The sequence below is a fragment of the Mangrovibacterium lignilyticum genome (genome assembly GCF_010882175.1).
GTDB lineage: Bacteria > Bacteroidota > Bacteroidia > Bacteroidales > Prolixibacteraceae > Mangrovibacterium > Mangrovibacterium lignilyticum.
Window position 1 is genome coordinate 196,397 of the sequence record NZ_WKLH01000005.1, and the last position, 14,224, is coordinate 210,620.

Annotated in this window: 8 protein-coding genes and 1 other RNA gene; 4 read left to right on the top strand and 5 right to left on the bottom strand. The window is 42.9% G+C overall.

Annotated features, from left to right (window positions below; all coding sequences use genetic code 11):
* Positions 1-18: 18 nt before the first annotated feature.
* Positions 19-2,661 (top strand): glycoside hydrolase family 2 protein, encoded by a 2,643-nt coding sequence (locus GJV22_RS19685; protein ID WP_163717851.1) that lies wholly within the window; start codon positions 19-21, stop codon positions 2,659-2,661.
* 565 nt (positions 2,662-3,226) lie between these two features.
* Entirely contained in the window at positions 3,227-4,324 is a 1,098-nt protein-coding gene (locus GJV22_RS19690) for an SGNH/GDSL hydrolase family protein (RefSeq protein WP_163717853.1), read from the top strand.
* Positions 4,325-4,412: 88 nt separating this feature from the next.
* On the opposite strand, the gene GJV22_RS19695 is transcribed toward GJV22_RS19690, so the two are convergent.
* Positions 4,413-4,904, bottom strand: coding sequence for a thioredoxin family protein (locus tag GJV22_RS19695; protein ID WP_163717855.1), 492 nt, complete (start codon positions 4,902-4,904; stop codon positions 4,413-4,415).
* A gap of 553 nt (positions 4,905-5,457) precedes the next feature.
* Here GJV22_RS19695 and GJV22_RS19700 point away from each other — a divergent pair.
* Positions 5,458-7,551: a S9 family peptidase gene (locus GJV22_RS19700; RefSeq protein ID WP_205461971.1), complete on the top strand. Its 2,094-nt coding sequence runs from the start codon at positions 5,458-5,460 to the stop codon at positions 7,549-7,551.
* Positions 7,552-7,763: 212 nt separating this feature from the next.
* Positions 7,764-8,182: RNase P RNA component class A (gene rnpB / locus GJV22_RS19705), an RNA gene on the top strand.
* Here rnpB and GJV22_RS19710 read toward each other — a convergent pair.
* The 4 genes from GJV22_RS19710 to GJV22_RS19725 all read right to left on the bottom strand — a co-directional run bounded on the left by GJV22_RS19710 (position 8,182) and on the right by GJV22_RS19725 (position 14,212).
* Positions 8,182-10,797 carry a TonB-dependent receptor gene (locus GJV22_RS19710; protein WP_163717857.1) on the bottom strand — a complete coding sequence of 872 codons (2,616 nt, stop codon included), beginning with the start codon at positions 10,795-10,797 and terminating at the stop codon, positions 8,182-8,184. The two genes, rnpB and GJV22_RS19710, sit on opposite strands and share 1 nt — an antisense overlap.
* A complete protein-coding gene (locus GJV22_RS19715) occupies positions 10,794-11,657 on the bottom strand; it encodes a FecR family protein (protein ID WP_163717859.1) in 864 nt (287 codons plus the stop codon). Before GJV22_RS19715 ends, GJV22_RS19710 begins: the two co-directional genes overlap by 4 nt.
* Positions 11,644-12,204: an RNA polymerase sigma factor gene (locus tag GJV22_RS19720; RefSeq protein ID WP_163717861.1), complete on the bottom strand. Its 561-nt coding sequence runs from the start codon at positions 12,202-12,204 to the stop codon at positions 11,644-11,646. The genes GJV22_RS19715 and GJV22_RS19720 overlap by 14 nt, the downstream gene beginning before the upstream one ends.
* Before the next feature lie 244 nt (positions 12,205-12,448).
* On the bottom strand, positions 12,449-14,212 hold the full coding sequence (locus GJV22_RS19725; protein ID WP_163717863.1) for a carbohydrate-binding domain-containing protein: 1,764 nt from the start codon (positions 14,210-14,212) through the stop codon (positions 12,449-12,451).
* Positions 14,213-14,224: the final 12 nt, after the last annotated feature.

Sequence of the window (14,224 nt, forward strand, 5' to 3'; positions counted from 1 at the left end):
TAAAAGAAAGGATAAAAAATGAATCGTTTTACCCTAAAATTAGCCGGTATACTTTGTCTGCTGGCTGTAATCGTAATACCGCCGAAGGTGTCGGCAACGGTAGTGGAGTTGAATAAGAACTGGAAGAGTGCATCGATTGCCAAAGTGAAAGCCTCGGGTGAGCAAATTTCTGTTTCCGGCTTCAACCTGAAAAAATGGAAACCGGCTATTGTTCCCGGAACCGTGTTAACCAACATGCTGGAGTGGGGCGAAGTTCCCGATCCGTTTTATGGCATGAACAACAATGAGATCAAAGATATTTACGAAACCGGACGCGACCATTACACATATTGGTTTGCGAACGATTTTCAGCAAAAAGCGCAAAAAGGCGAACAGGTGTGGTTGCACTTCCGCGGTGTAAACTACAGTTGCGATATCTATTTAAACGGTAAAAAAGTAAATGCCGAACGCCACTACGGCATGTACCTGCGTCAAACTTATAACGTAACCAAACTACTGGCAGCCGACGGTAATAACCGTTTAGCGGTGATCGTTTACCCGGTCGATCCGGTTGGTAATCCCAACGGCGGTCAAGGTGGTGACGGTACAATTGCTAAAAGTGTTTCGCTGCAATATGTAGCGGGTTGGGACTGGATTCAACCTATTCGGGACCGCAACACTGGTATTTGGGACAAAGTAACCGTAGAAACAACCAAAGCCGTTAACCTGCAAAATCCGCATGTTATTACGCGTGTACCGGGTGTTCGTACACCGGGAGCAACGCAGGCTCCGGCGAACATTGAAACATCAACTGAGTTGGTGAATGCATCTTCATTGGCCGTAACCGGTAAGGTTGTGGTTGAAATTGCCGGACAAAAAGTTGAAAAGGAAGTTTCGCTAGCTGCTAATTCAACCAGTGAAATTCAGTTGCCAAACATTGAAGTTAGCAATCCTAGATTGTGGTGGCCAAACGGTTATGGTGAGCACAACCTGTACACCATGAGCATGAAGGTTTACCTGGACGGGCAACTGTCGGATGAAGAAGAAATTGAAGTTGGTATCCGCGAAATTCAGCATAGGTGGAACGATCATACCCGCAGTATGCAGATTTCGGTGAACGGACAAAAGATATTTATTAAAGGTGGAAACTGGATTATCTCGGATGCGATGTTGCGTTTTACCCCTGAACGTTACGATGCAGAGATTCGTTACCACCGCGATATGAACCTGAACCTGATTCGTATTTGGGGAGGAGCACTTCCTGAGCGTCCCGAGTTTTACGATGCTTGTAACAAATACGGTATGCTGGTTATCCAGGATTTCTGGATGTCGGGCGACTGTAACGGACGTTGGGTTGATCCGATGAAAAAAGAAGACCAATGGACTCGTCGCAAATACCCGGACGATCATAACCTGTTTGTCGAATCAGCTGCCGATGTGGTGAAAATGATTCGTAACAATCCTTCGCTGGCCATCTGGTGTGGTGGAAACGAAATTGCTCCGCCGCAGGATATTTTAGCAGCCCTGAAAGATTCGCTGGATGAACTGGATGGTACACGCTGGTTTATCGAGTATTCAAACTCAGACAGCATGTCGTATAATTTCATTGGCGGCAATGGTGACGGTCCTTACGGCATTCAACCGGATTCTATCTTTTGGCAACATCGCACCTGGCCGTTTAACTCCGAGGTGGGTTCGGTTGGCGTTGGCGATGCAACTTCATTGAAACGTTTCCTGCCTAAAGAAAACCAGGTTGTCCCGGTTGAAAAAGCCAACAGCGAGGCTGTGACAGATGACGTTTGGACTTACCACAAATACATTGGTTATGGAAACTCGATGGAACCATATGGTGGTGCTGAGAATATGGAGCAATTTGCGAAAACAGCGCAATTGGTCAACTACAACCAGTATCGGGCATTGATGGAAGGTTTTAGCTCGCACATGTGGGACTGGTACACCGGAACAATTATCTGGAAGACTCAGAACCCATGGACGGCCTTACGCGGACAAATGTACGATTATTACCTCGATCCGAATGCCTGTTTGTTTGGAACACGTGTTGGTAGCCAGCCGATTCATGCCATGTGTAATCCGGTGGATAAGATGGTGACTGTGGTGAATAACAGTTTCGGTCAGGTGAACGACCTGATGTTGGTGATCAAAGCTTACGATATGGCCGGCAAAGAATATCCGATTACACAGGTATTTGTATATAGCGGTCCGACATCTGTGAAGAAGATCATGTCGGTTGACTCAGCATTGAAAAAAGCAGGTGTGGAGAAAGACGGTGTCTTCCTGCAATTGCAATTGTTGGATCACAATCAGAAGCTGATCTCCGATAACTTCTACTGGTATCCGAATGCCGAAGGAAAATACAGTGGATTACAAGAGCTCGCTGCTTCGCAATTGAAGGTCGTGGCAACAAAAGCAGGCGACCACAAAGTGAAAGTTGTGCTTAAAAATCCGGAAGGAGCTCCGGTTGCATTCTTTAACCACTTGGCGATTGTTGACGCGAAAACAAAGGAACGAGTATTGCCGGTTTTCGCCGACGATAACTATGTTTCTGTTGTTCCCGGATCCGAAAAAACAATTATCATCGATTGTCCGCAAGCCGAATCTTCGAACTGGGAATTATCTGTCGATGGTTATAATTTAGAACAAGGATATTTTAATATCAAATAGCATCTTTTACATTTTAAGAATCCTCGAGCCCCCAGCTTTCAGCCAGTTGGGGGCTTTTTTTGGTTGCGATCACTTTTCCTTAATGTTTCTTTAATCTTCAGTTAACGCATATGTGTTGATATGACATTAACTTTGTAGTAGATTTTATTTCATAAGTTTAGGTTTGATTAGTTTTATTGGTTTAGTTAGGTTTGAAAAGGGTAGATAGAGATCTGCTCTTTTTTTTTGCTCTAAACTGAAGCCAAATTCCAGAAAAGGAACACATGATTGTTCTTCACCCCTAAAGAAACGAGCTTGATCAGGCGACAAAACGACGAAATCAGTCAAAAATGGCCTTCTGTTGAATAATATACCCATTTCTACGATCGTACTAGCTACATCTACGATCGAAGTTGCGTCATCTTCGACTAAAGAAAATTCATCTTTTATCGAAGTTAGCTAAAAACAGATCGAAGTCGACCGTTTATTGCTTGAAGATGGTTCAGCTTGGAAATGATATGTTTTGAATATCGTCGAAGCCAACGGTTTTCTTTTTAATTTTGATGGATTCAAAAATAAACCCAATATGAAAACACCAACAATTTATCTTTTGGCGGGTATTTTCCTGCTTTGTCTTTCTTGTAACCCGAAAATTCTTTCAATTAAAAATTCAGACAATCCGGCATTTCGTTATGCCGGGCGAGTTGATTTTACGACTGAAGGTGAAGGCATTTTAATCGGAGCAGCGTCGTCGGTTTCCTTCGCTATTGACGGCGATAGCTGTTACGTCGGCCTGAAAAACGGGCCAAACGGATCTGCTCACAACTTTGTTGTTTTTGAAGTTGACGGAGACTATCAAGGTCGTTTCAAGGTTGAAGGTGATTCTTTAAGTTGGCTGTCAGTTCCCATCACGGAAAAAGGAGGCAGTCATGTTATCACTGTTTATAAAGCCACCGAGGCAGCTATTGGTGACATTTTGTTTGCCGGGACAAAAGTTTTTGGCTTGAGAGACTTGCCTCAGGAACCGGAGTTGAAAATTGAATTCATCGGGAATTCCATTACTTGCGGGATGGGCGTCGATCTGGAGGAAGTTCCATGCGGCGAGGGAGAGTGGTACGATCAGCACAACGCTTATCTCGCATACGGACCGAGGATTGCACGGGCGTTGGAAGCCCGGTTTATGCTTAGTTCTGTTTCCGGAATTGGCATGTACCGGACCTGGAATATGGAAGAACCATCGATGCCGGCTGTTTATGAAAATCGATATTTGAATACTGATTCAACGAAGCAGTGGGATTTCAACCGGTTTACGCCTGACATTGTTAGTATTTGCCTGGCGACAAATGATTTCTCAGAAGGTGATGAAGAACATGAGCGTCAGCCTTTTTCGGAGGAAAAGTTCATAACGACGTACATCAATTTTGTAAACACCTTGTACGGTCACTATCCAAATGCACAGCTTGTTTTGTTGAGCAGTCCGGTTTTTGAAGAGGCTAAGAATGAATTATTAATGAAGTGCCTGCAGGAAATTCAGGATCATTTCAATTCAAAAAATCCTCAAAAACCAATTCAAATCTATGAATTTCACGATATCGTAGGCCATGGCTGTACCGGCCATCCGGATAAAGATGATCAACAACAAATGGCAGAGCAATTGTTCCCGTTTTTTCAATCCTTACTTTAAATAACTCCGGATTCGATCCGATATATCACAAAAAAGGACAGTCGCAAACTGTCCTTTTTTTATGAATGAATTGAAACGATATTGATTGTTATTGTTTGTTCTTCAATAAATGTGATTCGATGTTGTCAACAAACATTTGTCTTGTCTGATCTTTCGAGCGACCAATTCCGGCTGTCATCATGGGTTTTCCTTCAACAGGAATATATAGGAAAGCCGGAATGCTTGTTATTCCAAAAACACCAGCTAATTCCCGTTCGTGCTGCGTGTCAATTTTATAGACAATCAATTTGCCATCGTATTCTTTAGCCACATCTTCAAGTATTGGTCCGGCGATCTTGCAGGGGCCACACCAATCTGCGTAAAAATCAATGATCACTGGCTTTTTCCCCAGGAATTTCCATTCGTTTGGGGACTGCTCGTAATTCCAGACCTCTTTCAGGAATTGTTCTTTATTAATTAAACTAACGACTTTTTCGGCATTGTCTTTGTTGTTTTTATCCGCACTTTGCGCTTTGTTTTCGCCAGCACAGCTTATAAGTGTGGTGAAAGCCAAAGTGAATAGTATTAAAAATTGTTTCATAGCTATTGTTTCTTGTTAATTAAGCTCTTAAATACAAATATAATTGATTGCAGGAATAAACAAGTCTAAAATTAGCTAATAAATGTAAATAGATAGATTTTTAAATATGTGTCGATTCTATCTTGGTTTGACGCAACCTTTTATTGATGTTTGAATCTTACCAGAGATTTAGAGACAATTGAGGCCTGATGTGCCTTTGAAATTGTCTCTGGTTTGACCTGCTAAATGGACAGGTAAGTTGCGATGGTAATGATATTTAGTTTGCATACAAAAGTGTTTATAGTTATTGATGGGGGAATATTTTAAACATGATATGTGAGCTCAGCCCCGCTTTCAATTGAAGGCGGGGCTAATTTTTGCGAGAAGAAAGGATTCCGAATAAGATAAAGTATGGGACGGTTATTAAGTTTCTACAAGATACTGGAGTGAAAAAATGTTCTCTTTTGTGATAAAAGTGATGAAAATCAATGAATTTTGAGAACAAGATGATATGCTCTTTTTTATATCTATTGAAAAATGTATTTTACGCGTCCTGAAAACTTTATGACTGATTATGAGAAGTATTTATGTTTTAATTGTCACAGCATTAATCCTGAGTGCCTGTGCTAACCCCAAATCAATGAATGATATTAGCAAAACTTTCGTTCCGGAAACACCGAAGTTGAGTTCAGATGTGATGACCCCGGAAGTTCTTTGGTCGTTTGGACGGGTAGGGAGTTCCTCGCTATCGCCCGACGGAAAAACAGCCTTGTTTGCTGTAACATATTTTAATATTGAGGAAAATAAAGGCTACCGTGAATTATATTCAGTGCCTGCTGATGGCGGTGAAGTTGTGCAACTTACGAATACGGCCTCCAATGAGTCGGAACCCATGTGGCGTCCCGATGGAGAAAAGATTGGCTACATTTCCTCCGCTTCAGGCAGCGCTCAGCTTTGGGAAATGAATCCTGACGGATCCAATCCGGAACAGATCACAGACATTGAAGGTGGTATCAATAGTTTTAAATATTCACCCAATTCAAAAATGATCGCCTACGTTAAGCAGATCAAGTTGGATGATGATATTCACGATTTGTTTCCGGATATGGACAAAGCAAATGCCAGGCTGGAAAACGATTTAATGTATCGCCATTGGGACAAGTGGCACGATTACACCTACAATCATATTTTTATTGCTGAGTTGGGCCGTGAACGTGTTAAAGAAGGAAAAGATGTTCTGGAAGGTGAAAAATTTGATGCGCCTGATCGTCCGTTCGACGGTATTGAGCAGGTGGCTTGGAGTCCGGATTGTCAAACGGTGGTTTATTCAAGTAAAAAGCTAAAAGGGAAAGCCTATTCCGAAAGTACAAATACCGATTTGTATACCTATAACCTGGAAACCGGCAAAACCCGTAATTTAACAGAGGCTCACAAAGGCTACGATAAAAACCCGACTTTCTCGCCCGATGGCAAACATTTGGCTTGGACAAGTATGGAGCGTGATGGTTACGAGTCGGATCAAACGCGCTTGTTTGTGATGAATATGGAAACCGGTGAAGAGAAAAATTACTCGGCCAACTGGGAACAAAATGCAACCCATTTAAGTTGGAGCCGCGACGGACAGGCCATTTTCTTTATTAGTGATATTCATGCAACTGACGAGATTTATCGGTTGAGCCTGGCTGATGGCAAAATGCAGCGTTTGACCGAAGGTGTTCACAATTATCAGACTGTCGAGGAAACAGCTAACGGCAAATTGTTAGCCTCAAAAGTTTCGATGTCGCAGCCTGCCGAGTTGTATTTAGTGGACATGGCATCCGGAAAAGATGAACCACTGACTGCAATCAATAAAGGGTTGATGGACCAGTTGGAAATGGGTAAGGTTGAAAGTCGTTGGGTAAAAACAGTCGACAATAAGGATATGTTGGTTTGGGTAATTTATCCGCCACACTTCGATCCAAACAAAAAATACCCGGCTATTTTGTATTGCCAGGGAGGTCCGCAAGGTACCGTGAGCCAGTTTTGGTCGTATCGTTGGAACTTCCAAATGATGGCAGCCAATGATTATATTATCGTTGCTCCCAACCGTCGCGGTCTGCCCGGGTTCGGAATGGAATGGCTTGAACAAATCAGTAAAGACTACGGTGGCTTGAACATTCAGGATTACTTGGCTGCGATTGATGATGTAGCTAAAGAACCGTATGTTGATGCGGATCGATTGGGTGCAGTTGGAGCCAGTTATGGCGGCTTTTCCGTGAACTACCTGGCCGGTCATAATGAGAGTAAACGCTTCAAAGCCTTTATTTCGCACTGCGGGATCTTCAACTTCGAACAGATGTATGTTACTACAGAGGAAATGTGGTTCGAAAATTGGGATATCGGTGGCCCTTATTGGGATAAATCGAATGCTGTGGCACAACGTTCGTACAGTTTTTCACCGCACTTGTTTGTTGAGAAATGGAATACTCCGATTTTGGTCATTACCGGTGAAAAGGATTTCCGTATTCCTTATACCCAGGGAATGGGTGCTTATAATGCGGCAATCATGCGTGGAATTCCGGCTGAATTTTTGGTTTTTCCGGAAGAAAGTCATTGGGTTTCTTCCGCTCAAAACGGTATTGTTTGGCAGCGAGTCTTTAAAAATTGGCTCGATAAATGGTTAAAGTAGAATTTGATACAATATAGAAAAGAGTCATTTCCATGAGGGAATGACTCTTTTTGGTTTTTGGGAATCCTTTATTTGCTTTTAATTCGATTCTTTTTCAACATGGAACTTCCTTTTTGTTGTATCGTTGATGTAACCGTTTTTCGAAATCTGCAATCGCAAAAAACACCAACTCCTTTTAATATCAGTGCATGCTCCAAATTTGCTATCTTTGCGCCGCAGACCGCTCTATCGCTAATTCAGCTTCGGTTGAAGGAGAGGAAAGTCCGGGCAACGCAGGGCGCCATGCTTCCTAACGGGAAGGCGGGCGAAAGCTCGTTCTAGTGTAACAGAAAATAACCGCCCCGATCTTGTATCGGGGTAAGGGTGAAAAGGCGAGGTAAGAGCTCACCGGTTTCGGAGGCGACTTCGAAAGCCGTACGCGACATGGGTTGCAAGACCAAATATATCACGGTTGGTATTTTTACCGGCAGGGTTGCCCGCCCTGTTCTGTCCTTCGGGGCAGTCTCAAACTTGTTTTGGGAGTCGTGAGGGGTAGGTTGCTAGATCGTAACAGCAATGTTGCGGGCAGATAAATGATAGAGGCTCAGTTTCGGCTGAGACACAGAACCCGGCTTACAGGTCTGCATTTTTTTAGAAAACGATTTTCAAAAATACGGTTGGGGTGAAGGGAACAGCATTCGTGTAAAACTTCACCGAGTTGAATTCGGGTGATAAGTTGATGCTTTTTAGATGATTGTAAGAGAGATTTTCACGATCGAAAACATTTAAAACGGATACTCCCAATTCACTCTTGGTTTTGGCCCAATTCAATTTATAGGTCAAGGCAACATCAACCCGCTGATAGTCGACTTTGTTGCTCCCGCTGGGAAAAGCTTGACGCATAAGCTCTAACCCGGAACCATAAACGTAGTCAGCCGAAAAATAAAACCTCCGGTAATTTAGCAAAGTCGCCACTTTAAATTCATGACGCTGATCGTGCATTGCCGGTTTATAGCCGGGAAGCTGATCGCCGGCTGCAGCAAGTCGCTCCAAAGCTTTGCTCCAGTTATAGCTCATCCAGATGGCTTGGTTGCCAAAATCTTTGCGGATATAGGTATTTAATCCATAAGCTTTGGCTTCCCCTGAGTAAGTCGAATAGAATGAATTTGCCCCATTCGTAGCGTTCTGACTGGCATCGAAAATTTGGCGCGTGAGGTTGTTTGTTTTTTTGAAATAGCTTTCAATATTGAACGTGAATGTGTTTTTGTAATAGTTCAGGCCTAAAAAATAATGCGTGGCATTCAGTACAGGCGTCGAGTTGTCTCCGGTTACCCAAAAGTAGGTGTAATTGTTATCTCGGTCGACATGCGCCATTTTGTACATAAACTGATGGTAACGACCAAAAGCAGCATTCAGTTTTAAACTCTCACTAAGCTTGTATTGCAGACTAAAACGAGGTTCACTAACCAATTTCTTCCCGCTGTTTGCCAGGTTAAATCGAAGGCCCGCTTTCAGTGTCAGCTTTTTGCCGATTGGCAGGTATTCCTGCACAAAAGCAAAAAAGTGATTATTCCGGAAGCGTTGCTCGGCGTTGAACGTCAGCGTGTCGCCATAGTTATTAATGTTGACAAGACTGGCCCGGTTAGCATATAAGCCGACTCCAAAATTGAGTTCTTTTCCGTTTTGTTGTGTCCAGCGGTTTTCATTTCGTAAACTGTACTCAGCTGCCGAGTTTGAGAATTCCACCTCATCCTGCGTATCAACACTAATGGAATCGCCGGGCTTGCTTTGTATTTGTTGAAAGGCTTCCCGCGAATAGTCGGAATTAGAAAAAGTGAATTGCGAATTGATAGCCTTACTCCAGTTTTTGCTGTAAAAGGCCGAAAAACCGCTTTGCGAATTTTCCTCCCGATCCGATAAATCGACCTGAAATGGATTGTCCGCATTTGAACCGCTATCCGGAGATGAAGTACTCAGGTTTTTACTGGTTGTCAGTTTATATTTATCGCCTCCGAGGTAAAAGCTCAGGAAAAGCTGGGCGTTGTTATCCAGGTTCAACGTGTATTTGGCGTTTAAATCGCGATAACGGTAATTGTCCGGGTAAACATTGATCCCGTTCTCCCCGGTTTTAAAATTCTTGTTATCGGGTTCGTTTTCCGGTCTGGGCCGCGTTGGCGCATAAATGTTGAAGTTGTCCGAGTTGTAAAGGTTGTAATACGTTTGGCGATAAGCCAGAATGAACGACGATTTCTTAAAAAGCGGAATTTCAGCCATGCCGTTCAATGTGGTAGCATTCAGGTTGAAGCTGAAAGTCGGTTTCTGCAAGTTGCCGTTTTTTCCGGTTATTTGTACCAATCCACCAACCCGGTTCCCATATTGCGCTTGGAATCCACCCTGATAAATTTCAATATTCTTCACTAAAAATGGATTGACGATGCTGATGTTATTGTTGTAATTCTTCAAGCCAAACAAGGTAAAACCATCGAAGGTAATCAGGCTTTGTCCTTCGGGGCTGCCCGAGATCTGGAGGTCGGCTGTTTGCTCGTTCGAAGCTTGAATGCCGGGCATCAACCGCAGCAAATTAAAGATCGAATTATCGCCCTGTCCCGGCAAAAAACGGGCAATGTTGTGGTTAATTTTCATGTTGCCGGCATACTCGCCAATCAAAGTCGATTTGTCAATCAGCCGGTTTTGAACACGAACTTCGGGGAGCGGCAAAACAGAAGGTTTCAGCAGAAATTTTTGATTGATGCCTGCATACAAAACAGTGTCGTAAATGTAATAACCTAAATGCGAGATTTGCACATGAAACGTGCTGTCAGTCGAAGCTATAAAATTAAAAGAACCGGTAACATCGGCGACCAGTTGTTTTTTATTAATAATGATATTGGAGTAGGAGAGCGGCTCCCATGTTCCACTTTCAACAATCTGACCGGAAATGTGTACTTGATTGGGCGTTGAATTGTTTTCTGTTTTTAACGGAATGATAATGAAGACCTGCCCTGCTTGTTTCAGCTTAAAAGGCAAACCCTTTAGAATATATTGTAGGGCTTCTTCCCGTGAACTGAATGTTTTTGAAATCGTGATCTTGTATCTCGCCAGTTCATTTTCCGTGTATGAAAGTTGAAAGCCATACTGGTCGCGTAACTGATGCAAAACACTGTTAAGCGCCTTATCCTGGACATCAATTTTGATGGAAGCGTTTTCCTGTCCGTAAACAAGGTACGCTTGCATGAAGAGTATGAACCAAATTGCTTTCCTGATCATTCCGACGCTTTCCTGATAAGATAAACATTGGTTGATTTTTTCTCGAATTTTAAACTTGCTGCAGGACAAATTAAATCGAGTACGTCTTCAATTTTTGATGACCGGTTGAAGTTGCCGGTGTATAAATCACCACTTGTGACATCCATTTCAATGATTACCGCATATTGGCGTTCAATTTCATTAAAAACCCGGCGAAGCGGAGTTGCAGTGAATAGGAATAAGTTGTTTTTCCACGAGATTTCAGTATTCACATTTGTCAATGTACTGACTCTTATTTCGTTGTTGGCGAGTATCTCGGCCTGGTTACCCGGCAGCAAAATAACATGATCCTTAGAGGAATTGGCTACCTTGACTTTTCCGGTTACGCAAGTAACCCGGTAAATGTCGTCGCGGCTAAAAATATTGAAGCTGGTTCCTAAAACCTGGGTTGTTCCGTGGGATGATGCAACTTGAAACGTCTTTCCTTTTTCAACCTGGAAAAATCCTTCACCTGTAAACGTAATTTTTCGTTCAATTGGCCACCAGAACGGATAATAAGTCAAACTTGATTCTGCATTCAACTCAACAGTTGAACCATCGGGAAGCATGGCGGTTTGATGGAGGCCTGCCGGTACCGTAATGGTTGTTGAATAGAAGCGCATAAATGAGGTGATACCAACAGCAACGATAATTGCGGCAGCCACAGCCATTAGACGTTTTAACGGTAGTGTCCTGACGATGCGACGCTCAGCTATTTTGCTCAGCAAGTCAATTTTAATTTCTTCCTGGTTCCTTTTCCAGCGAAAAGTACCTCCCGACAAAAACGCTTTGCTGTGTTTGTCGACTATCTGCCGTTGCTTATGGTTGTTATCTGAGTTCACTTTTTCGAGTTATTATCATGCAAAAAAACAGTTTGGAAAACCAAAGTACGATGTGTGTCACTTTGTCTTTTAGATGCGTTTTTAGATGGTCGAGCGCCAGACTCATTCTTTTCTCAATGGCTTTAACGCTCAACCCCAGCTGATCGGCAATTTCTTTGTATTTCAGTTCATCGATCCGACTCATCAGGAAAACTTCCCGTTGTTTTTCCGGCATGGTTTTCAGTGCTTTTTCGTAAGCCATTTTCAAGTCATCAAAATTCAACTGATCTTCCGGTGTCAATCCTTCTTCATTAATTTGATAGCTTTCAAAAAAGTTGAAAGCTTTCTTCTCCTTGTGATACCGGTTGATGTACAAATCACGGGCGATTTTTATCAGCAGGCTTTTAGCCGTCTTGCCGTCGATAGTCATTTGTTTTTCCCAAATTCGCATAAAAGCATCTTGTGCAATATCCGTTGCGATATCTTCATCGCCCGAACGGTAGAAGATGTATTTGCGTACATCGGCAAAATAGAGATCGAAAAGCTTTGTGAATTCTTCCTGAGTCAATTTGATGTGCTTTGCATGTTTGCTGTCAAATATAACTGAAATTTAGAGAAAGAATTTTGCTTTGCTTCATAGTTTTTGCTCCTGAAGTGTTTTCACTTCAGCTTTAGTAATGAAATTGTAAATGTCTTTCCATATTTGTTTTTATTAATTATCCCTTTTTTAGACAAGTTACCCTAAACGAGAAAGACGAATTTTTGGAAAAAAGAGGGCAACAGTTGCTGTTGCCCTCAGTGCACGCTCGCTTTTACCGGCCTCCGGGACCTGATGATCCGCTGCTAGAGCCCGTCGTTGTTACTGCACTTGAAACAGTAAAACTGCTAAATTGAGTTCCTCCCGTGTAAGTTCCTCCGGTATATAAACCGTCTGTTTCTGTTCCTCCGGAATAGCTTCCTCCAGTGTACACGTAGTAAGTTGATCCTTGTTTTAATTCAGAAGAAGAGAAAAGGATAGACGTGTAACTATTCGATGGCTGGTAGGTAACCAGGCTGTTGCCACTTGCATCCTGTACATTGAAAAGTGTGGACGATGATTTTGACGAGCTGAACCGCACTAACACAGAGTTCTGGTCTGATGAGCTCAATGCAGCTTGTGTCATGTTCGAATTTGGTCCGGAAATTAAAACCAAGCCACCGGAAATGGTACATGATCCGTTATAATCCAAACCTACTTCAACCGAAGATGAAGGTCCGGTTACCAAAACGGTTCCATCAGTGATATCGATGCTTCCATTACTGTCCAGTCCGTCTCCTTGTGATTTTACAACAAGATAGGCGCCATTGATTTCAAGCAGGCTACCATCGTTTGATTCACCACCGTTTCCTTTGGAGGCATTGAGCCCGTCATCCGAAGAAGTGACGTATATATTGCCGGCGTTTAGTGTAATATAAGGGCCTTCAATCCCTTCGTACGACTTGGTGATGGTGATGTCTCCACCGTTGATGGTAACCGAGTTGTCGGAGTGAATAGCATCGTCACCGGAAGCAAGATTAAATGTCCCACTGTTGATTGTGATTAGCGAGCCTGAATGGATCGCGTCGTCAGCCGAATTGATGGTGAAATCTCCGGTTTCAATAATGATATTCAAATCCGATTTCAAGCCTTTTGCCGATTCAGAACTACCCACTGAACTGCTGCTTCCACCACCTGATTTTAAGTTGAATGTTCCGTCTGCAATTAACAGATCAGTTGTGGCCTGCATGGCATCGTTACCGGAGGTGATGGTAATTGTTCCGGTCTCAATGGAAATATAGCCTTTGGCGTCATCTTCATCGTTATCGGATTTGAAGCCATCGCCACCGGATGTTACATTGATTGTTCCGCTTTCGATGATCAGGTAATCTTTTCCACGAATCCCGTCGTCGACTGAATTAATTTGAATGTTTCCACTGGCAATAATCAGCCCGTCTTTACTGGTAATCCCATCGTTGTAATTGGCGTCGATAACCAACGAACCATTACCTGAAATTGATAGATCACTTTTACTGAAAAGTGTTGCATTGGGCTCGTCTTCGTCCGTGCTGGAATAACTGTAACTTGTTCCGTCGGTTAAATAGTTCGTTGTTCCATCTGGTAGGATAACCACAGCTTTTTCGGCACTTTTAACAAATATCGGCGCGCTGTTTGAACAGGTGATGCCGACGCCGTTCAAAACCAGTTTGACTGTTTCTTCATCTTCCGTATCAACGATTATTTTCCCATTGTTTAGCGTTCCTGAAACTAAATAGACTCCTGATGCCGAAATTGTTGCGGTCGTTCCGCTTACTGTCGCGCCTTCGCCACTAACGGTTATCGATGTCTCGTTCAGAATAATAGCAGTAACGGTGTCGCCTTCCCAGGTATAGTCCGAGGCGTCTTCATGATCCTCAGCATTGCCGGTTTCAGCATCGACAATCGTGACTTCATCATCATCGTCGTCTGTTTCATCATCTCCGCTATATTTTTTACACGAGACAACCACCAGTATACTGAGTAGAATGCCTGTTAACAGAATGAGTTTATGTGTTTTCATGCGATATGGTTT